Here is an 18591-nt window from a genome sequence, read left to right as displayed (position 1 = left end):
CGATGACCCTCGCCAGGCACGTCATCAGCTCCGTCACGACCACCGAGATCAGCTACGAGTACCTGCGGACCATCGGCCGCAACGCGTTCCTCGGGAGCCACGGGAACGGCGGCAGCTCCACGGCGTACGTCGTGGAGACCGACCGCGGCGCGACCGGCTGGGGGCTTCCGCTGTACGACGCGGATCCCGGGCAGCTGATCGGGCGCTCGGTGGCCGAGCTGATCGATCCGGAGCATGGCGTGATCGATCCGGCGGCGGAGTTCCTCGACTACCCGCTGCACGATCTGGCGGCGCGGATCCTCGACGTCCCGGTGTACGCGATGCTCGGCGGCGCCGGGTCGCCGCGGGTGCGCTGCTACACCGGCGGCATCTACTTCGACGACCTCGACGGCGGGCTGGACGCGATCCGGGCGAATCTCGCGCAGGACCACGCGTTCGGGTTCCGCGACTTCAAACTGAAGATCGGCCGCGGCCACCGGTGGATGGACACCCGCGCCGGACTGCAGCGCGACATCGAGGTGACCCGGCTGACCCGGGAGCTGTACCCGGACGCCGGGATCCTTGTCGACGGCAACGACGGCTTCACCGTCAACGGCCTCTTCGAGTACCTGGACGGTGTCGCGGACTGCGACCTGTACTGGATCGAGGAACCGTTCGCCGAACGCCGCCCGGACCTCGAGGCCCTGCACGAACACCTGCAGACGATGCCCTCCCGCCCGAAAGTCGCCGACGGCGAGTACGACCCGAACGAGGACCATGTCCTGGCGCTGGCTCGCGAAGGCCTCGTCGACGTCGCGCTGATGGACGTCACCGGCCACGGCCTCACCGCCTGGCGCCGCACCATGCCCCTCCTCAAGGCCGAAGCCTCACCCCACGCCTGGGGCCAACCCCTCAAGACCCTGTACGCCGCCCACCTGGCAGCAGGCCTCGGCAACACCCCCATCATCGAAGGCGTCCCCGGCCCCGGCTACTACACCCTCGAAGACGGCCACGTCGTACTGCCCGAAACCCCAGGCTTCGGCCTCAACCTGCCGCGCTGACCGGTGGCGGCGCGGTCAGAGCAGAGCGGCTGTCCAGGGCGTCGAGGGTGGCGAGTGAAGCGCGGTACCAGCGGATGCTGTGCTGGAAGACCGATTGGAAGAGGTTGCTGACCGCCGAGAATCGGAAGTCCCAGGTGCAGAGCTCCCAGCTGTAGTCCGGCACGCCGAGGGCTTTCCAGTAGTGGCGCAGCAGGTTGTCGGCGTCGCGTTGCCTGGCAGGGAGTGCGCTGAGGGAGTACGCGAGGTCGTGTGGTCCGAGGCCGGGCTTCAGCTCGGACCAGTCGATCACCTTCGGCCGCGGATCGTCGCCGGTGAAGAAGATGTTCCCGAGAAAGTGGAAGTCGCCGTGGATCAGCGTGAGGGCTTGGCCGCCGGCGACGCGTGCCTGGAACTGGCGCTCCCATCCGGTGATCACCTTGTCCAGGACCGCACGCTCCGTCCGCGTCAGCTCGGTTGCCTCGGCAAAGAAGCTGTCCGCCTCGCTCCGTACCGCAGCGGCGTGGCGAGTGATGACCTCGGGCGGCCAGGCTTGCGCAGAGCTCGTCACTGACGGCTCGAGATCCGGAGCGGCGGTCAGGTCGTTCCAGAAACGCTGATGGAAGCCGGCCAGGACGTCGATGGCCCCATGGAGCTGTCGGTCCGTCACATCGGTTCCGACCACGCGATAGCCGGCCGCGCCCAGGTCCTCGGTCAGCAGCAGTACGCGGTCACCCGTGTCACTCGCTCCGACGAGCTGCGGGGCCGGATGATCCCACTTCAGCGCGAGCTGTTCGAAGAACTGCACCTCCCGACGAGCCGCAGCGCGTCCGGCTCCACTCGCGAGCTTGGCGATGACGGTGAAGCTGCTACCGTCTGCGCGGCGTATCAGTACGCGGGCGACATCGGCAGCTGACGCTGTGAAGGTCTCGACAACCTCGACACCGTGCACCGGCGTACCGAGCGCGGCGCTCACGTCAGTAGAGGTGAGGTTCACCTGTCGGTCCGCTCCTTCAGACGGTTGGTGTACTCCGCTACTTGCCGCAGTGACTTCTCGTCTGCCCACGACCATGTGGGGGCTGGTGTCGACGGGCCGTTGTACGGGAGGTCTGCGTAGTGCGCCTGTAGCTCGGTCAGTTGAGCGGTCAGCGCAGTGCGGGTCTCGGCGTACGCCGGGTCGTCGGCCACGTTGACGAGCTCCTCCGGGTCCTTGCGTAGGTCGTACAGCTCCCACTCGGAGTCGAACAGTCGCTCCGACGACCCCGGTACACCGAGGCCGGCGCCGTAGTAGTGGATGAGCTTGAACTCCTTCGTCCGTACGCCGTAGTGCGCCGGAGCATGGTGGATCGGGTCGTCGTGCTCCCAGTACCGGTAGTACACGGCGTCCGGCCAGTCCGGGACCTCCTCACCACGCAGTACCGGCAGGAAGCTCCGACCCTGTGACGTGGGCAGCGCCGGCGCGTCGGCCATGTCGAGGAACGTCGCCGCGAAGTCGACGTTGGTGATCATCGCGTCGCAGGTACTACCGGCCGGGATCACCGACGGCCAGCGGATCATCATCGGCATCTGCAGCGACTCGTCGAACATCAGCCGCTTGTCGAACCACCCGTGGTCGCCGAGGAAGAACCCCTGGTCGGATGTGTAGACGACAACCGTGTTGTCGCTGACCCCCTCCTCGTCCAGTACGTCGAGCAGCCGCCCGACGTTGTCGTCGATGCTCTGGACGCACTGCAGGTAATCACGCAGGTAGAGCTGGTACTTCCACCGCATCCGCGCCTCCCGGTTCTCCGGGCCACGTAGCTCGTCCGGCAGCTCCTCACCGAGCTCGTCCGCACCTAGGTCGTCCGCCACGGACATGCGGACGCCACGGACCGCCTGGCTCCGCGTGCTGTGGTCGTCGAACAGCGTGCTCGGCTCCGGGATCGAACCGACCGGATAGAGGTGCTTGTGCTTCTCGTCCGGCACCCACGGCCGGTGCGGTGCCTTGTGGTGCACCAGCAGCAGGAACGGCTGCTCCGGGTCCCGCTGCCGGATCCAGTCGATGCTCTGATCGGTGACGATGTCCGTCGCGTACCCGGGCACGGTCTCGGCGCCGTCCGGTCCGAGCATCAGCGGGTCGACGTACTCACCCTGCCCGGGGAACACCCGCCACGCGTCGAAGTGTCGCGGCGCGGACTCGGGTCGCTCGCCCAGGTGCCACTTGCCGAACAGCGCGGTCTGGTAGCCGGCGTCCTTCAGCACCTCGGCGAACGTCGGCACGCGGTAGTCGATCTCGGTGAAGATCGACGCGACGCCGTTCACGTGGCTGTACGTCCCGGTCAGGATCGACGCCCGCGACGGCGAACAGATCGAGTTCGTGCAGTACGTCGCGTCCATCCGCACCCCGTCCTGGGCCAGCCGGTCCAGGTGCGGCGTGCTGTTGACCTTGCTCCCGTACGCCGAGATCGCGTGCGCGGCATGGTCGTCGGACATGACGAAGACGATGTTCGGCCTGTTCGGGCGCATCAACTCACCTTTCGGGTGGTGTGTTCGGACAACGCGGTGTCGAGCTCCAGCATCATCTCAGCGGTCACACCGGGATGCGCGGCGAACACCTCGAGCAGGGGAGCGGTGGGAATGAGTCGACGCATCCCGTTGAGCCCTGCGGTCAGATGACTTGGCAGCACGTCCGGGTAGCGCTCCAGTACGTCGGTCAACGTCAATGTTCGCAGTGGAGAGTCCTCTCCGACCTCGCTCCGGCGTACCGACGGCTGGAGGGCCCGTTGCGCCTGGTCCCACTGGCGTTCGATCAGCAGATGCTCGGTCAGCACAGGCCCTGCGGCCGGCAGACCGAGGCGTTCGTACTGCTCGGCGGGTGCGTCGTTGGCGCGCATCAGGTCGACCATCAGACCGCACAGCTGCAGCTCCAGCTCGTCGTCTCGCAACGGGTGCTGTTGTTGCGGGTCGTTCTGGAGGTCGAAGAGCAGCGAACCGTGCCACCAGGGGTTCCCGACCGGTGGGCCCGCGACTTTCAGCAGTGGGACGCCCTTGGTGAAGGTGAAGCCGTTGGTCAGCGTCGCGTCCTGGAGCTCCTCGGGCCGGAAGCGAGCTCGCATGTGCGTGGGCATCAGCGTGTAGTTGTAGAGCGGACCGTTGGACGGGTCCGCACAGGCACGCATGTAGACGTAGCGGCCGTCCGTGACGTTGACGTGGCCACCGTGGGAGCCGAACAACGCGCCCGCACGTGTCTGATCACCTGTCAGCGGCAGGCCCTGCATATCGGCTGGAGCCTCGACAGCGAAGTAGTCGAGCAACGTCGGCGCGATGTCGATCGTCTGCACCAGGTCGTCCCGTCGTACCCCTGCCGCACGCTCCCGCGGATCCCAGACGAACAACGGCGTATGGATGGTCTCGTCGAACCACGGCTGCACGCTCTTGCCCCACCACCCGCGCTCACCGAGCAGGAACCCGTGGTCGGTGCACACGATCAGCATCGTGTCCTCCCACAACCCATGCCGGTCGAAGAGATCGAGCATCCGGCCGAGCGAGCGGTCGCACATCGCCAGCAGCGACAGGTACTCACCGCGCGCCCGCTCCACCTCGTCCGGCGACTCGACCACCCGCCGGTACGACGGCCAGTCGAACACCGGCTCCTCGGTGTCGATCCCGAGCAGCCGCCGGTACTCGTCGTAACTGAAGAACGGCTCGTGCGGGTCGAACGTCTCGATCTGCACGAACCACTTGTCCTCGGCAACGTTCGTCTCGATGAACTCGATCCCCGCGTCGAAGGTCAGCGTCTGCGGATGCCGCGCCTCGTCCTGCAGGTACTGCCGGTTCACCCAGTCCTGCCGGCTCAGGAACGTCGTCGCGTTCAGCGTCCCCGGCACCTCGGGATCACGGACGTGCCCCTTCCACCGGTCACCTTCCTGACCCCGGAAGAACTCGTACGTCGAGTAGCGGTTGTGGTACGTCGCCCCGCCGTCCTCCCAGTAGTGCTGGTGATCGGTCGCCAGATGCGTGTGTACGCCGCTCTGCTGCAACAACTCCGGCATCGAGTCGTCGAACGGCTCCAGCGGACCCCACGAGCGATGCAGGAAGTTGTACCGGCCGGTGTGCAGCTCACGCCGCGCCGGCATGCACGGCATGCTCCCGGCGTAGCAGTTCTCGAACAGCGCGGTCTGCTCGGCCAACCGGCTGAAGTTCGGTGCATGCACATTTTCGGCGCCGTACGGCGGCAGCATCCGCCGATTCAGCGAGTCGTACATGACCATCACAGCGCGTTTCATGCAATCGCCTCACTCGCCAGCAGGTCGCGGCGTTCCTGGCGGCGCGCTGCCTGGCGGTCCGGGTCGGGAATGGGTGCTGCCATCAGCAGACGTTTCGTGTACGGGTGCTCGGGCCGCTCGGTGACGTCGAGCGCGTCGCCGTACTCGACGATGTCGCCGCGGTACAGAACCGCGACGCGGTGGCTGATGTGCCGGACGACCGCGAGGTCGTGCGAGATGAAGAGATAGGCCACGCCGGTCTCCTCCTGGATCGAGATGAACAGGTCGAGCACGCGCGCCTGCGTGGACAGGTCCAGCGCCGACACCGGCTCGTCGCAGACGATCAGCTTCGGTCGCAGCGCGAGCGCCCGGGCAATCGCGATCCGCTGCCGCTGACCGCCGGAGAACTCCCGCGGCAGCCGGTGTACGGCGTCGTGCGGCAGACCGACCTGGTCGAGCAGTGTGCGGACCCGTTCACTGGCCTGACGACGATCGACCGTACGGCGGGCGACCAGCGGCTCGACCAGGATGTCCTCGACGGTCATCGACGGATTGAGCGAGCTGTACGGGTCCTGGAAGACCACCTGGATGTCGTCACTCAGCCGCCGGCGCTTCCGGCGCGGCATCCCGACCAGCTCCCGCCCGTCGAACCGGATCGACCCGGAGCCGACCGGGACGAGGCCGAGGATCGCCCGCCCGATCGTGGTCTTCCCGGAGCCGGACTCACCGACCAGACCGAGGGTCTCGTGCGGCTTGATGTCGAAGGACACGTCGTGCAGGGCCTTGAAGCCCTTCGACCGCCAGCCGCGGCCGGCGTACTCCACCACGACGTTGCGTGCTTCAAGCATGGTTCACCTCCAGGCGGGTGCGCGGCGTGCTGTCCTCGAGCGTCGAGCCGAGCAACGTCTGCGTGTACGGATGCTGCGGACTCGCGAACAGCGGCCGGACGTCGTTGACCTCGACGATCCGTCCGTCCTGCATCACGGCCACCCGGTCGCAGATGTCCGCGACCACCCCGAAGTTGTGCGTGACCAGCAACATCGCCATCCCGAACTCGGTCTGCAGCCCGCGCAGCAGTTCGAGTACGTCGGCCTGCACCGTCACGTCCAGCGCCGTCGTCGGCTCGTCCGCGATCAGCAGATCAGGCTTCCCCGACACCGCGCCCGCGATCAGCACGCGCTGCGCCATACCGCCGGAGATCTCGTGCGGATAGGCGGCGAACGTACGACGGGGGTCCGGGATGCCGACGCGCTCCAGCAGGTGCAGTGCCTCCGTGACGGCTGCCTGCTTGGACAGCCCGCTGACCGCGCGCAATGGTTCGACGAGTTGTTCGCCGACCCGGAAGCAGGGGTCGAGGTTCGACATCGGCTCCTGCGGGATATAGCCGATCCGCCGGCCGCGCAGCGCGCGCCGCTCGGACTCGGGCAGCCGGGCCAGCTCGGTGCCGTCGAAGGCGATGCTGCTCTGACCCAGCAAGGTGCCGCCGGGGGACAACAGACCGAGAACCGAGAACGCCGTCTGGGTCTTGCCCGAACCGGACTCGCCCACCAGACCCATCACCTCTCCGTGCCGTACGTCGAGATCGACGCCGTGCACGACCTCGCGGTAGCCGTCGCTGCTCGGGTACCCGACGGTCAGGTTGGTGATGCGCAGCAGCGGCAGCTCATCGGCGTTCGGGGTGGCGGGGACGAGCTCCGGCGGTTTCGGTGGCTTGCGGGGCCGCTCGGTGCGCTGGATGACGTCGCGGATCGCGTTGCCCAGCAGGACCAGCGAGGCGACGGTGAGCGCGATCGTCATACCGGGCCACCAGATCGCGACCCGTGACGTGTAGATGTTCGTGAACGCGTCCTGCAGCATGCCGCCCCACGTCGGCGTCCCCGGATCGCCGAGGCCGAGGAACTCCAGCCCGGACTGGACGACGATCGCGATACCGGCCACGACAGCGGCTTGGATGACGATCGGCGCGCGGACCACCAGCAGCACATGGCGGCCGATGATCCGGGGGTCGCTCAGCCCGGAGACCCTGGCCGCGTCGACGTACAACTCGTGTTTGACCGCCATCACCTGGCTTCGCACCAGGCGGTGGAAACCGGGTGACAGCATCACGCCGAACGCGACCATGGCCAGGTAGATCGACGAGCCGAGCGCCTGGAACAGCGCGAGCAGCACGATCATCGTCGGCAGCGCCATCAGCAGGTTCGCGCCCCAGCCGAGGACGCCGTCGAGCAGACCGCCGTAGTACCCGCTGAGCAGACCGGAGACCACGCCGAGCACCAGTGCCACTGAGAGAGCGATCACCGCGCCGGTCAGGGTGTTGCGGCCGGCGTACAGCAGCCGGCTGAAGATGTCCCGGCCGGCGCCGTCGCCGCCGAGCAGGTAGCCGCTACCCGGACCTGCGTTGATCTTGTCTAGCCGGAGCGCGGTCGGGCTGTGCGGTGCGACCAGCGGCGCGAAGACGCTCGCGAGCACGATGATCAGCAGAATCACCAACGCCGCGACCGCCAGCGGGTTGCGGAACACTTTGCGAGCTGTCACTGGACACGCACCTTCGGGTTGACCCAGCCGCTGACGACGTCGATGACCAGGTTGACGATGACGACCAGGACGACCAGCGTGACCACGACCCCCATCAGCACCGGTACGTCGCCCTGGAGCGCCGCGTTGACGGTGAGCGTGCCGAGACCGGGGATCGCGAACACCTTCTCGATCACCACGGCACCGCCGAGCAGCGCGATGAACTGCAGCGACAGCACGGTCAGCGCGGGGATCGCCGCGTTCCGCAGTGCGTGCCGGAACAGTACGGACCGCGGACTGATACCCCGGGCCCGCAACGTGCGGACGAAGTCCTGACGCAGTACGTCGATGACCGCACCACGGACCTGCTGTGCGGCGGACGCCGTACTCCCGATCACCAGGGACGCCACCGGCAGTACGAGGGCCGCTGCCCAACTGCCGGGTGACTCCGAGAGCCGTACGTAGCCGGTCGCCGGGAGGACTCCGAGGGTGACCGAGAAGAACACCACCAGGACCAGTGCGACCCAGAAGTTCGGCAGTGCGAAGCCTGCGACGCTCAGCACCTGGATGACCCGATCCAGCCAGCCACCACGCACGGCCGCCGCCACACCGAGCCCGACACTGATCAGTGCGGTCAGGGAAACGGCCAGGACGACCATGGACAAGGTGACGGGTAGCCGGTTGGCGATCGCCTGCGCCACTGGCTCGTTGGTGAACCAGGAGATGCCTAGGTCGCCGCGGACCGCGTGTCCGGCCCACGTGCCGAGCTGAGCGAGCAGGGGCTTGTCCAGACCGAGCTCCGCGTTCTTCGCAGCCAGTTGGTCCGGGGTGGCGCTCTCACCGAGCAGGTTGCGAGCGACATTGCTCGTGCCGGAGAAGGCGAGCAGGAAGGTGATTCCGGCGATCACCGCGACCAGTACCAGGCAGGCGACCAGGCGGCGTCCGATGAATCCGAACATGCCATCACTCCTTCGGGGAGAACGAGCTGATCGCGGGCGCCACGTTGTAGGCCTGCATGTCGACCGCGGTCTTCGCATCGCTCAGGTAGACGCTGTTCTCGCGGTACCACGGATCGAACCAGGCATTGTCGACGAGCCACTTGCTGACAGCCTTCATCGCGGCCGGCAGCTGCGCCTCCGATGCGTTCTGGGCAGCGGCGAGCAGCTTGTCCAGCTGCGGGTCGCCGGCCTTCAGCGGGTTCCACGGCGACTTGCGGGTGACGGCCTTCTGGATGTCCTGCCACGCGGACTGGCTGCCGAGCGTCATGAACACGACCGGGTACTTGCCGGACAGGATCTCCGGAATGACCGCGTTGGCCGGAACCTTGACCCATTTGACCTTGATGCCGACCGCGGCCAGTTGCTGCTCGATGATCGCGTTGTACTGCGCGAATCCGGGCGACTCCGGCATCGTGATCGAGAAGCCTGATCCATAGCCGGCCTCGGCGAGGAGCTGCTTGGCCTTCGCCGGGTCGTAGTTGTAGATGCCGTCGAGCGACTTGTCGTAGCCGTCACCGGCGGCGTTGAAGATCTGAGTGGTCAGCGCGCCTTCGCTGTGCGAGACGTTCTTGAGGATCGCCTCCCGGTCGAACGCGAAGTTGATCGCCTTCCGCACCCGCAGGTCCTTGAGCGCCGGCACCAGCTTGCCTTCGCGGTCCATCAGCAGCAGGCCGTTCCAGTTGACCGGCGTCGTATTGACCGTCAGCCCGGTCCGCTTGGCGTCGGCGAGCGAGTTGGTGTCGGTCAGCGTCGCGTTCAGCTGGCCGGACTTGAGTGCGTTCAGCCGTGCGGTCACATCGGTCATCGGCTTGATGACGATCTTGTCGTACGGGAAGGCAGCGGTGTTCCAGTAGTCCGGGTTCCGCTTGTACGTGTAGGTGCTACCGGCAACGGTCCCGGTCTTGTCCAGCACGTACGGGCCGCTGCCGACCGGCACGGTCGCGACATCCTTGGCTTTCAGCGACTTGGGGCTCGCCATCACGCCGCCGACGCTGGCCAGGTAGTCGATCAGCCCCGGGTCCGGCGCCTTCAGCTTCAGGTTGAGCTCGGTCGGGCTGACGATCTGGTACGTCGCGATCGACCGGCTCATGTACGCGTTCTGCCCGGTCCCGGCGCCCAGGTTCGTCAGGTTGTCCTTCACCACGGTCGCGTCGAACGGCGTACCGTCGGTGAACTTCACGCCGGTCTTCAGCTTGAGGTTGAGCGTGGTGCGCTTGGCGTCGTACGCCCAGGACGTCGCGAGCCACGGCTTCAGCTTGTTGTTCTTGTCGCGGGTCAGCAGGGTGTCGAAGACCGGTGACCAGTACTGCATCTGGTTGCCGATGTTCAGCTGGGTGGGGTCGAAGGAGTTGTTGTCGAGGACGTTCGCGATCGTCAGCGTCCTGGCGGCGGACGAACTCGCACCGGTGCCGGAACAGGCGCCGGCGCCGACGACGAGGGCGGCAGCGGCGAGTAACGCGCTGCAGCGGCGGATGAGCATGATCGGCTCCTTAACGTGCGGGTGCTGCGATCGGGACGTCTGCGCTGGGCTCGTGGCCGAGCCGCCAGGTCTTGACCCAGATCGGTGCGGATGGGGTGAAGGGGGCGGTGTAGAGCTGCCACCGACGGCTGTCCGCCGTGGGAGGGTCGGTTGTCCAGCCGATCGTGGAGCCGTCCGTCGTCCCCAGGAGCGCCACCAGGCCGTCTCGGTTGTCGACTTCGGGCTCCGCGGCGCGTGGACGTCGTCCGTCGGGTCGCCACCGCGCGAGCAGGTCGCGCTCCGGTCTGGTGCCGAGATCGCCGACCTCGGCCAGCCACGTGTCGAGCGCGGAGGCGAGCCGCTGCTGTACGTCGGCGTACCCGGGCAGCCCGGCGAGGTTGTGTTCCTCGTGCGGGTCGTTGCGGAGGTCGTACAGCTCCTCGGGCGCACGTTTGCATGCGGCAACGATCGAGCGTTGCAGGTCGGTGAGGATCGAGGGTTGTTCGCCGAACGCCAGCTGTTGCTGGGCTTCCTGGGCGAACAGCCGGCGGAGTTCCTTCCAGGTCCAGAGGTTGTCCGGGTACTCGGTGTGGCCCATCGGCGACCGGTCCGGGTGCAGATGACGGGTGTAGCGGAACCGGCGGTCACGGATCGAGCGGGAGGTGTCCTCGGCCTCGCCCATCCGGTCCCGGGCGCTCACGACGTACTCGCTGCGGCCCTGGACCGCGCCGTCGGACCCGAGGATTACCTCGCCGTGCATGTGCCCCGGCACGTCGAGGCCGCACATCGCGAGCATCGTCGGCGCCAGATCCATCAGCGCCACCGGTTCGGCGTACGTCGATCCAGGCGCGATCCGCTCCGGCCAGCGGACGATCAACGGCTCGCGGAACCCGAGCTCGGTCGCCCATCGCTTGCCGCGCGGCATCCCGAGCCCGTGGTCGCTCCAGAACACGACGATCGTGTTGTCGGCGAGCCCGTCCTCCTCGAGCTGGTCGACGATGGTGCCGACCCAGTGGTCCATCTGACTGATCAGCTCGAGATAGCGGCGCCACGACGTCCGGTACACCTCGGTGTCCGGGTGGTACGGCGGAATCTCTGCCTTCTGCACTCGCTGCGCGTCGGGCGTCCGTGCGGCGAACTCCTCGTCGCTCAAGTAGATCTGCGACTCGTGCGTGATCAGGCTGTGGAACGCCATGAAGAACGGCTGCTCCGGATCGTCCCGCAGCCGCCAGTGCGCGTGGTCGCCGAGTTCGTCGTACACGGGCTCGGGGACTTCGACCTGAAAGTCGGTGAACGCGGTGTTGCCGGTCCAGTAGCCCGCGGCCCGGAAGTACTCGGGCAGCAGCCGGACCTCCGGCGGGGGAGTGGCCCGCGTTCGCATGTGCATGGTGCCGATCGCCGGCGGGAAGCAGCCGGTGATGATCGCGCTCCTGGACGGCCCGCACACTGGGGCGGCGGCGAAGGCCTGCTCGAACAGCAGCCCGTCGGCGGCGAGCGCGTCGAGGCGCGGCGTGGACGCCTGCTCGGCACCCGGCCAGATCCCGGTGTAGCACCCGAGATGCGGGTTGATGTCGTGCGTGCTGATCCACAAGACGTTCGGCTGTGTCGGCACCGAAGTAGACATAGCTGTGCTCCTGAAGGGACAACTACCGTGGTCCTGCGGTCAGTCGACCGCGCGGATGCGCCGCTGGGAGCTGCGGCTCTGCAGCTCTTCGCGGAGCTCGATGCACCAGGCGACGTGCTGGTCCATGTACAGCGAACCGAGCTCGTGCGTCCGCTCCTCGACCAAGGCCTGGAGCTCCGCGTCGTACGGCAGCTCCGGCTCCTCGGGAACGGAGCGGTCGCGGTCGCGGAAGCGCTTGATCTGCAGCTGCCGGGCGAGGATCTCCCGATCGAGCAGCTCGATCACCTGGTCGGGCTGGAGGAACCCGCAGAACGCGAGGCGCCCGTAGAACCCGGGATCCCGGGTGTAGATCGTGGTCGGGGAGTACGGCGCCGTGAGCCAGTCCATGAACACCGTGATCCCTTCGTCGGTGACCCGGTAGGTCTTGGCGTCCTGGGCACCCGGCCGCGGCTCGACGGTGTGCCAGACCCAGCCGCGCTCCTCCATCGACGACAGGCAGCGGTAGACCTGGCTCATCTGGGTGTTGGGGCGCAGGAACGTCCCGCGGGCGTCCATGTAGCGCTTGAGGTCGTACCCGGTGCTGGGGCGCATCAGCAGCACGCCCAGAAGAATGTGCTCGAGCTTCATGATCGCCTCCAACTGGTATGACACAAGTGGAATACCCGAGAGGACACCACAAGTGGAATACCCCGTCAAGGGTTCGTTGCCCCGACCGGATGTGGACATCGCTTTCCGCCGGGTGCTGCGTGGGCGTAGGTTTGTCACTTATGGCCATGTTCGACCTTTCCCTCGACAAGCTCCGCGAGTACCGGCCCGAGGTGGCCGCTCCCGCCGACCTGGTCGAGTTCTGGCGCCGGTCCATCGAGAAGGCGCGCACCGACGACCTGTCCGCCACGTTCACCCCGATCGACAACAAGCTCGCGGTGATCGACACCTACGACGTCACGTACGCCGGCTTCGGCGGCTCGCCCGTGAAGGGCTGGCTGCATGTTCCGGCCGGCACGGACGGCCCACTGCCGACCGTCGTGCAGTACCACGGGTACTCCGGCGGCCGCGGCTTCCCGCACGCGACCACGCTGTGGGCGCAGGCCGGTTACGCCCACTTCGTGATGGACACCCGCGGTCAGGGCTACAGCTCCGGCGGCCCCGACGGCACCCCGGACGACACGCCGCACGCCGGTCTGAACCACACGCCCGGGTTCATGACCGCGGGGATCACCGACCCCGAGACGTACTACTACCGCCGCGTGTACATCGACGCGGTGCGGGCCATCGAGGCGGCGCGGACGTCGCCGTTCGTGGATCCGGACAAGCTGATCGTCAGCGGCGGCAGCCAGGGCGGCGGCATCTCGATCGCCGCGGCCGGTCTCGCGCCGATCGCGGGGATCGAGCTGCTCGGCTGCGCTCCCGACGTACCGTTCCTGTGTCACTTCCAGCGGGCGCTGCAGATCACCGACAGGGACCCGTACGGCGAGATCACGCGGTACCTGAAGGGTTTCCGGCACGATGTCGACGCGGCGCTGAACACCCTCAGCTACTTCGACGGCGTCAACCTCGGCCGGCTGGCGACGGCGCCGGCGCTGTTCTCGGTCGCGCTCATGGACGCCACCTGCCCGCCGTCGACGGTCTTCGCCGCGTTCAACCATTACGGGAGCGAGCAGAAGGACATCGAGGTCTACCACTACAACCAGCACGAGGGCGGGCAGACGTACCAGCAGCTCGCGCAACTCGACTGGTTCGCGAAGATTTTCGAGGCTGCCGGAAAGTAGTCATCGATCGACCGATGAGTTTTCGGTTCGTACGGCGTTACACGGTCATGGATGTCGGTCAGACTGGACCGACCGTGACCGCGGGAGGCCGCAAGATGGCACAGATGGACTGGAAACTCGAGCTCGTGATCGTGCCGGTGTCGGACGTGGATCGGGCGAAGAAGTTCTACACCGACCAGCTCGGGTTCGCCGAGGACGTCGACCATCGGGTGGGCGACTCGTTCCGGGTCGTGCAGCTGACCCCGCCCGGGTCGGCGTGCTCGATCACGATCGGCACCGGGCTGACCTCGGCGACACCGGGCACCTACCAGGGCACGCACCTGGTGGTGACCGACATCGACGCGGCGCGCGCCGAGCTGGTCGAGCGCGGCGTGGGGGTCGGCGAACCGTTCCACTTCGGTGCCCAGGGCAAACAGGACGGCCTGCACCCGGACCGGTCCGACTACAGCACCTTCCTGTCCTTCGAGGACCCGGACGGCAACGGCTGGACGGTCCAGGAGGTCGGGCACGCGTCGTGACAACTCTCGAGGAGGCGGCGTTCGCGGGTGACGAGACCGCGTTCGCCGCCTTGGCCGGGCAGTACCGGCGGGAGCTTCACGTGCACTGCTACCGGATGCTCGGGTCGTACGACGAGGCCGAGGACGCGGTGCAGGACACGTTCTTGCGTGCGTGGCGGGCCCTCGACACGTACGACGGGCGCACGTACTTCAGGGCCTGGCTCTACAAGATCGCGACCAACATCTGCCTGGACGTCGTACGGCGGCCGACCGCGAAGGACCTGGTGTGGTTGCAGCCGTACCCGGACCGTTTGCTCGACGAGATCGCTCCGTCCCACGATCAGCCCGACGTGGTCGCCGTGGACCGGGAGACGATCGAGCTGACGTTCCTGATCGCGCTCCAGGCGTTGCCTGCTCGGCAGCGGGCCGCTCTGATCGCCCGCGACGTACTCGGCTGGTCGGCTGCGGAGACTGCCGGGCTGTTGGACACGAGCGTGGCCGCAGCCAACAGTGCACTGCAGCGCGCCCGCGTGACGATGCAGCAGCGCCTGCCGGTACGTCGGACCGACTGGAGTGCACCGCAGCCGACAGCTGAGGAACGTGAGGTGCTGGCGCGGTTCATCGACGCGCACCAGCGGTGTGACGCCGCTGCGGCGATCGCGATCGCGGCTGAGGACCTGCGGATCTCGATGCCACCCGACCGGTTGTCGTTCGACGGCCTCACCGCGTGCCTTCCGCTGTTCGAACGAGGACTCGGCCCGAACCGCGACGGCGAGTGGCGGCTGGTTCCGACATCGGCGAACCGGTTGCCTGCGGCAGCGTCGTACCTGCTGCGTCCGGGCGACACGGTGTGGCGGGCGTTCAAGCTGGACGTGCTCCGAGTGCACGACGGAAAGATCGCCGAGATCATGACTTTCGGCTACTCCCGTTTCCCCGCCTTCGACCTCCCTGACAGGTTGACCCCCTAGCCCCCGCTACTGTGGGGAGCATGCTGGGACTACCTCCGGGAATCCAGGCCTGCTTGTTCGACCTGGACGGTGTGCTCACCGATACCGCTGCCGTTCATGCTGCCGCGTGGAAAGAGATGTTCGACCAATTCCTCCGCGACTACGCGACGCAGCACGGGATCGCCTTCCAGGCGTTCGACGCGCGGGCGGAGTACGACGCGTACGTCGACGGCAAGCCGCGGGCCAACGGCGTCCGCGACTTCCTCACCGCGCGCGGCATCACGCTGCCGGACGGGACGGCCGACGATCCACCGTCCGCGCAGACCGTGAACGGCCTCGGCAACCGGAAGAACGAGGCCGTGCAGCGACGGATCCGGACCGAGGGCGTGCACGTGTTCGAGGGCTCCCGCCGGTACCTGCAGGCCGCCGAGAAGGCCGGCCTCCGCCGAGCAGTGGTGTCCTCGAGCGCGAACACCCGCGAGGTGCTGGACGTCACCGGCCTCGCGCAGTACATCGAGCAGATCGTCGACGGCGTGACGATCCGGACCGACGGCCTGAAAGGAAAGCCGGCGCCGGACACGTTCCTCGCCGCGGCCAAGGGCTTCGGTCTCGAGCCGTCCGCGGCGGCGGTCTACGAGGACGCACTCGCCGGAGTGTCCGCCGGCCGCTCGGGCAATTTCGGGCACGTGATCGGAGTGGACCGTGTCGGCCAGGCGGCAGAACTGAAGTCGCACGGCGCGGACGTCGTGGTCCGCGACCTCGCCGAGTTGCTGGAGAACCGATGATCGACCGAGGCCATCACCCGATCGAGCCGTGGCGGCTGCGGGAGACACGGCTCGCCATGGACAAGCTGGCCCAGGCGGAGTCGCTGTTCGCGCTGTCGAACGGCCACATCGGCCTGCGCGGCAACCTCGACGAGGGCGAGCCGTACGCGATTCCCGGCACGTACCTGAACTCGTTCTACGAGCAGCGTCCACTGCCGTACGCCGAGGCCGGCTACGGCTACCCGGAGTCCGGGCAGACCCTGGTCGACGTCACCAACGGCAAGCTGATCCGGCTGCTCGTCGACGACTCGCCGTTCGACGTCCGCTACGGCTACCTGTCCAAACACGAGCGCTCGTTGGACTTCCGGACCGGCATCCTCGAACGCGACGTGGACTGGACGTCACCCGGCGGCAAGCGGATCAAGGTCCGCAGCCGCCGCCTGGTGTCGCTCACCCAACGCGCGGTGGCCGCGATCGAGTACGTCGTGGAGCCCGTCGACCAGCCCGCCCGCTTCGTGATCCAGTCCGAGCTCGTCGCGAACGAGGCGCAGCCGAAGCTGTCCGACGATCCGCGCGTGGCCGCCGTACTGGACAACCCGTTGAAGCCGGTCAGCCATGACGGCGGCGAGCACGGGACCGTCCTCATCCACCGGACGACGCGCAGCCAGCAGTTGATGGCCGCGGCGATGTCGCACGAGGTGGAGACCACGGCCCGCTACCAGATCGACCAGGACGTCCGCGAGGACTGGGCGCGGACCACGGTGATCTGCCAGCTGCAGCCGGGCGAGAGCCTGCGCGTGGTGAAGTACCTGACGTACGGCTGGTCCAGCCTGCGGTCGGAGACCGCGGTTCGGGACCAGGTCGCGGCCGCGCTCGCGAGCGCCCGGTTCTCCGGCTGGGACGGGTTGACCAAGCAGCAGGTCGAGTTCCTGGACGACTTCTGGGACGGCGCCGACGTGGAGGTGCAGGGGCACCCGGAGTTGCAGCAGGCGGTGCGGTTCGCGCTCTTCCACGTCCTGCAGGCCGGCGCACGCGCCGAGCGGCGGGCGATCCCGTCGAAAGGGCTGACCGGTGCCGGGTACGACGGGCACACGTTCTGGGACACCGAGGGTTTCGTGCTGCCGGTGCTGACCTACACGATGCCGGATGCGGCGGCCGACGCGTTGCGCTGGCGACATTCGACGCTGCGCATGGCCAGGCAACGGGCACAGGAGTTGGGGTTCAAGGGCGCGTCGTTCCCGTGGCGGACGATCCGTGGCCAGGAGTGCTCCGGCTACTGGCCCGCGGGTACGGCGGCGTTCCACATCAACGCCGACATCGCCGAAGCCGTCATGCGGTACTACCGGGCCACCGGCGACGAGGACTTCCTCGACGAGGTCGGACTGGAGTTGCTGGTCGAGACCGCTCGGTTGTGGATCTCGCTGGGCCACCACGACCGCGAGGGTCGTTGGCATCTGCCCGGTGTGACCGGCCCGGACGAGTACAGCGCTGTTGCCGACGACAACGTTTTCACCAACCTGATGGCGGCGCGCAACCTGCGGTCCGCGGCCGAGGTCGCGGCGAAATTCCCGGCCAAGGCGCGGGAGTTCGGCGTCGACAGCGAGGAAGAGGCCGGCTGGCGGGACGCGGCCGCCGCTGTGTACGTGCCGTACGACGCGGACCTCGGCGTACACCCGCAGTCCGAAGGCTTCACCGGGTACGCCGTGTGGGACTTCGAGGCCTACAAGGACAAGTATCCGTTGCTGCTACACGCGCCGTACTTCCAGCTGTACCGCACCCAGGTGGTGAAACAGGCCGACCTGATGCTGGCGACGTACTGGTGCGGTGACGCCTTCACCGCCGAGGAGAAGGCGCGGAACTTCGACTACTACGAGCGGCTGACGGTGCGGGACTCGTCGTTGTCGGCGTGCGTGCAGGCCGTGATGGCGGCCGAGGTCGGGCACCTGGACCTGGCCTACGACTACGCGTACGAGGCCGCGCTGATCGACATGCGCAACCTGCACCACAACACCGGCGACGGCCTGCACATGGCGTCGCTCGGTGGCGCCTGGAGCGCGCTGGTGGCCGGTTTCGGCGGATTGCGCGAGCGCGACGGCGGCCTGTCGTTCGATCCGGCGCTGCCGATGGGCCTGGCAGGGCTGAGTTTCACGATCCGCTGGCGCGGCGTCCGGCTGAAGGTCGAGATCGATCCGGTCGCGGTGAAGTACTCGGTGCACGACGGGCCGGACGCGTCGATGACCATCCAGCACGCCGGCGAGGAGCTCACGGTGACCGCGAAGCAGCCGGTGGTCCGGACACTGGAGAAGCGCCGGCCGTTGCTGCCTCGGCCGCCACAGCCGCCGGGCCGCGAGCCGCGGTCGGCGATGGCGATCAACGAGGACGGCTGAGGGCCGGCGCTTCGTCTGAAGTCAGGAGTGCGGGTCAGTTCTTCTTGCGGGCGGCCAGCGACTCGGCGGTGCCGACGAGCATCACCGACGAGATCACCGCGACGATGAACCCGAGCACGTTCAGCTCGAAGATCCCGCCGGTGCCGAGGAAGCTCGCGATGGTTCCGCCGATCACCGAGCCGGCCAGTCCGAGCAGCAGCGTGGCGAGCAGGCCGAGCTTCTGCCTGCCGGGCGTGAAGAGCCGGGCCAGCGCTCCGATGACGAGTCCGGCGATGATGAAGCCGATCATGGCTGATTTCCTCCGAGGGTCGAACGGTATGACTCCAGTCTGCCGTCGCGACCGGGCCCACGGCAGTGGAGTTCTCCCTGACC

General features: G+C 67.7%; 16 protein-coding genes. 6 read left to right on the top strand and 10 right to left on the bottom strand.

Annotated elements, in window-relative coordinates; translation table 11 throughout:
• Positions 1-2 precede the first annotated feature (2 nt).
• Positions 3-1040 (top strand): enolase C-terminal domain-like protein, encoded by a 1038-nt coding sequence (locus tag OHB24_RS38430; protein ID WP_327635865.1) that lies wholly within the window; start codon positions 3-5, stop codon positions 1038-1040.
• Here the strand turns inward: OHB24_RS38430 and OHB24_RS38425 are convergent.
• From OHB24_RS38425 to OHB24_RS38385, 9 genes are read right to left on the bottom strand one after another with little or no spacing between them, the layout of a single operon-like run.
• Positions 1024-2013, bottom strand: coding sequence for an aminoglycoside phosphotransferase family protein (locus OHB24_RS38425; RefSeq protein ID WP_327635864.1), 990 nt, complete (start codon positions 2011-2013; stop codon positions 1024-1026). The genes OHB24_RS38430 and OHB24_RS38425 overlap by 17 nt on opposite strands.
• On the bottom strand, positions 2010-3521 hold the full coding sequence (locus OHB24_RS38420; protein ID WP_327635862.1) for a sulfatase family protein: 1512 nt from the start codon (positions 3519-3521) through the stop codon (positions 2010-2012). Before OHB24_RS38420 ends, OHB24_RS38425 begins: the two co-directional genes overlap by 4 nt.
• Entirely contained in the window at positions 3521-5281 is a 1761-nt protein-coding gene (locus OHB24_RS38415) for a sulfatase (protein ID WP_327635861.1), read from the bottom strand. The genes OHB24_RS38420 and OHB24_RS38415 overlap by 1 nt, the downstream gene beginning before the upstream one ends.
• On the bottom strand, positions 5278-6108 hold the full coding sequence (locus tag OHB24_RS38410; protein ID WP_327635860.1) for an ATP-binding cassette domain-containing protein: 831 nt from the start codon (positions 6106-6108) through the stop codon (positions 5278-5280). Before OHB24_RS38410 ends, OHB24_RS38415 begins: the two co-directional genes overlap by 4 nt.
• Positions 6101-7795: a dipeptide/oligopeptide/nickel ABC transporter permease/ATP-binding protein gene (locus OHB24_RS38405; RefSeq protein ID WP_327635859.1), complete on the bottom strand. Its 1695-nt coding sequence runs from the start codon at positions 7793-7795 to the stop codon at positions 6101-6103. Before OHB24_RS38405 ends, OHB24_RS38410 begins: the two co-directional genes overlap by 8 nt.
• A complete protein-coding gene (locus tag OHB24_RS38400) occupies positions 7792-8733 on the bottom strand; it encodes an ABC transporter permease (RefSeq protein ID WP_327635858.1) in 942 nt (313 codons plus the stop codon). Before OHB24_RS38400 ends, OHB24_RS38405 begins: the two co-directional genes overlap by 4 nt.
• 4 nt (positions 8734-8737) lie before the next feature.
• Positions 8738-10252 (bottom strand): ABC transporter substrate-binding protein, encoded by a 1515-nt coding sequence (locus OHB24_RS38395; protein ID WP_327635856.1) that lies wholly within the window; start codon positions 10250-10252, stop codon positions 8738-8740.
• 10 nt (positions 10253-10262) lie between these two features.
• Positions 10263-11855, bottom strand: a complete 1593-nt coding sequence (locus OHB24_RS38390) for a sulfatase family protein (RefSeq protein ID WP_327635854.1) — start codon at positions 11853-11855, stop codon at positions 10263-10265.
• A 39-nt stretch (positions 11856-11894) separates the two neighbouring features.
• Positions 11895-12482 carry a PadR family transcriptional regulator gene (locus tag OHB24_RS38385; protein WP_131339606.1) on the bottom strand — a complete coding sequence of 196 codons (588 nt, stop codon included), beginning with the start codon at positions 12480-12482 and terminating at the stop codon, positions 11895-11897.
• A gap of 146 nt (positions 12483-12628) precedes the next feature.
• Between OHB24_RS38385 and OHB24_RS38380 the strand changes: the two genes are divergently transcribed.
• From OHB24_RS38380 to OHB24_RS38360, 5 genes are read left to right on the top strand one after another with little or no spacing between them, the layout of a single operon-like run.
• Entirely contained in the window at positions 12629-13624 is a 996-nt protein-coding gene (locus tag OHB24_RS38380; protein WP_327635852.1) for an acetylxylan esterase, read from the top strand.
• A 14-nt stretch (positions 13625-13638) separates the two neighbouring features.
• Positions 13639-14142: a glyoxalase superfamily protein gene (locus tag OHB24_RS38375; protein WP_327635851.1), complete on the top strand. Its 504-nt coding sequence runs from the start codon at positions 13639-13641 to the stop codon at positions 14140-14142.
• Positions 14139-15089, top strand: coding sequence for a sigma-70 family RNA polymerase sigma factor (locus OHB24_RS38370; RefSeq protein WP_327635850.1), 951 nt, complete (start codon positions 14139-14141; stop codon positions 15087-15089). Before OHB24_RS38375 ends, OHB24_RS38370 begins: the two co-directional genes overlap by 4 nt.
• 20 nt (positions 15090-15109) lie before the next feature.
• Positions 15110-15853: a beta-phosphoglucomutase family hydrolase gene (locus tag OHB24_RS38365; RefSeq protein ID WP_327635849.1), complete on the top strand. Its 744-nt coding sequence runs from the start codon at positions 15110-15112 to the stop codon at positions 15851-15853.
• Positions 15850-18219, top strand: a complete 2370-nt coding sequence (locus OHB24_RS38360) for a glycoside hydrolase family 65 protein (RefSeq protein ID WP_327635848.1) — start codon at positions 15850-15852, stop codon at positions 18217-18219. Before OHB24_RS38365 ends, OHB24_RS38360 begins: the two co-directional genes overlap by 4 nt.
• Before the next feature lie 34 nt (positions 18220-18253).
• Here OHB24_RS38360 and OHB24_RS38355 read toward each other — a convergent pair whose 3' ends face one another.
• A complete protein-coding gene (locus OHB24_RS38355; protein ID WP_327635847.1) occupies positions 18254-18508 on the bottom strand; it encodes a GlsB/YeaQ/YmgE family stress response membrane protein in 255 nt (84 codons plus the stop codon).
• Positions 18509-18591: the final 83 nt, after the last annotated feature.

This window comes from Kribbella sp. NBC_00482 (assembly GCF_036013725.1).
In the GTDB taxonomy this organism is placed as follows: Bacteria; Actinomycetota; Actinomycetes; order Propionibacteriales; family Kribbellaceae; genus Kribbella.
Note: the sequence above shows the minus strand (reverse complement) of the source record. Positions and strands in the feature narration are given on the sequence as shown.

Excerpts from the sequence above, each read along its gene's own strand:
- OHB24_RS38420 (WP_327635862.1), bottom strand. The coding sequence starts at position 3,521 with ATGCGCCCGAACAGGCCGAACATCGTCTTCGTCATGTCCGACGACCAT.
- OHB24_RS38400 (WP_327635858.1), bottom strand. The coding sequence starts at position 8,733 with ATGTTCGGATTCATCGGACGCCGCCTGGTCGCCTGCCTGGTACTGGTC.
- OHB24_RS38380 (WP_327635852.1), top strand. The coding sequence starts at position 12,629 with ATGTTCGACCTTTCCCTCGACAAGCTCCGCGAGTACCGGCCCGAGGTG.
- OHB24_RS38385 (WP_131339606.1), bottom strand. The coding sequence starts at position 12,482 with ATGAAGCTCGAGCACATTCTTCTGGGCGTGCTGCTGATGCGCCCCAGC.
- OHB24_RS38365 (WP_327635849.1), top strand. The coding sequence starts at position 15,110 with ATGCTGGGACTACCTCCGGGAATCCAGGCCTGCTTGTTCGACCTGGAC.
- OHB24_RS38415 (WP_327635861.1), bottom strand. The coding sequence starts at position 5,281 with ATGAAACGCGCTGTGATGGTCATGTACGACTCGCTGAATCGGCGGATG.
- OHB24_RS38390 (WP_327635854.1), bottom strand. The coding sequence starts at position 11,855 with ATGTCTACTTCGGTGCCGACACAGCCGAACGTCTTGTGGATCAGCACG.
- OHB24_RS38375 (WP_327635851.1), top strand. The coding sequence starts at position 13,639 with ATGAGTTTTCGGTTCGTACGGCGTTACACGGTCATGGATGTCGGTCAG.
- OHB24_RS38355 (WP_327635847.1), bottom strand. The coding sequence starts at position 18,508 with ATGATCGGCTTCATCATCGCCGGACTCGTCATCGGAGCGCTGGCCCGG.
- OHB24_RS38430 (WP_327635865.1), top strand. The coding sequence starts at position 3 with ATGACCCTCGCCAGGCACGTCATCAGCTCCGTCACGACCACCGAGATC.
- OHB24_RS38395 (WP_327635856.1), bottom strand. The coding sequence starts at position 10,252 with ATGCTCATCCGCCGCTGCAGCGCGTTACTCGCCGCTGCCGCCCTCGTC.
- OHB24_RS38360 (WP_327635848.1), top strand. The coding sequence starts at position 15,850 with ATGATCGACCGAGGCCATCACCCGATCGAGCCGTGGCGGCTGCGGGAG.
- OHB24_RS38410 (WP_327635860.1), bottom strand. The coding sequence starts at position 6,108 with ATGCTTGAAGCACGCAACGTCGTGGTGGAGTACGCCGGCCGCGGCTGG.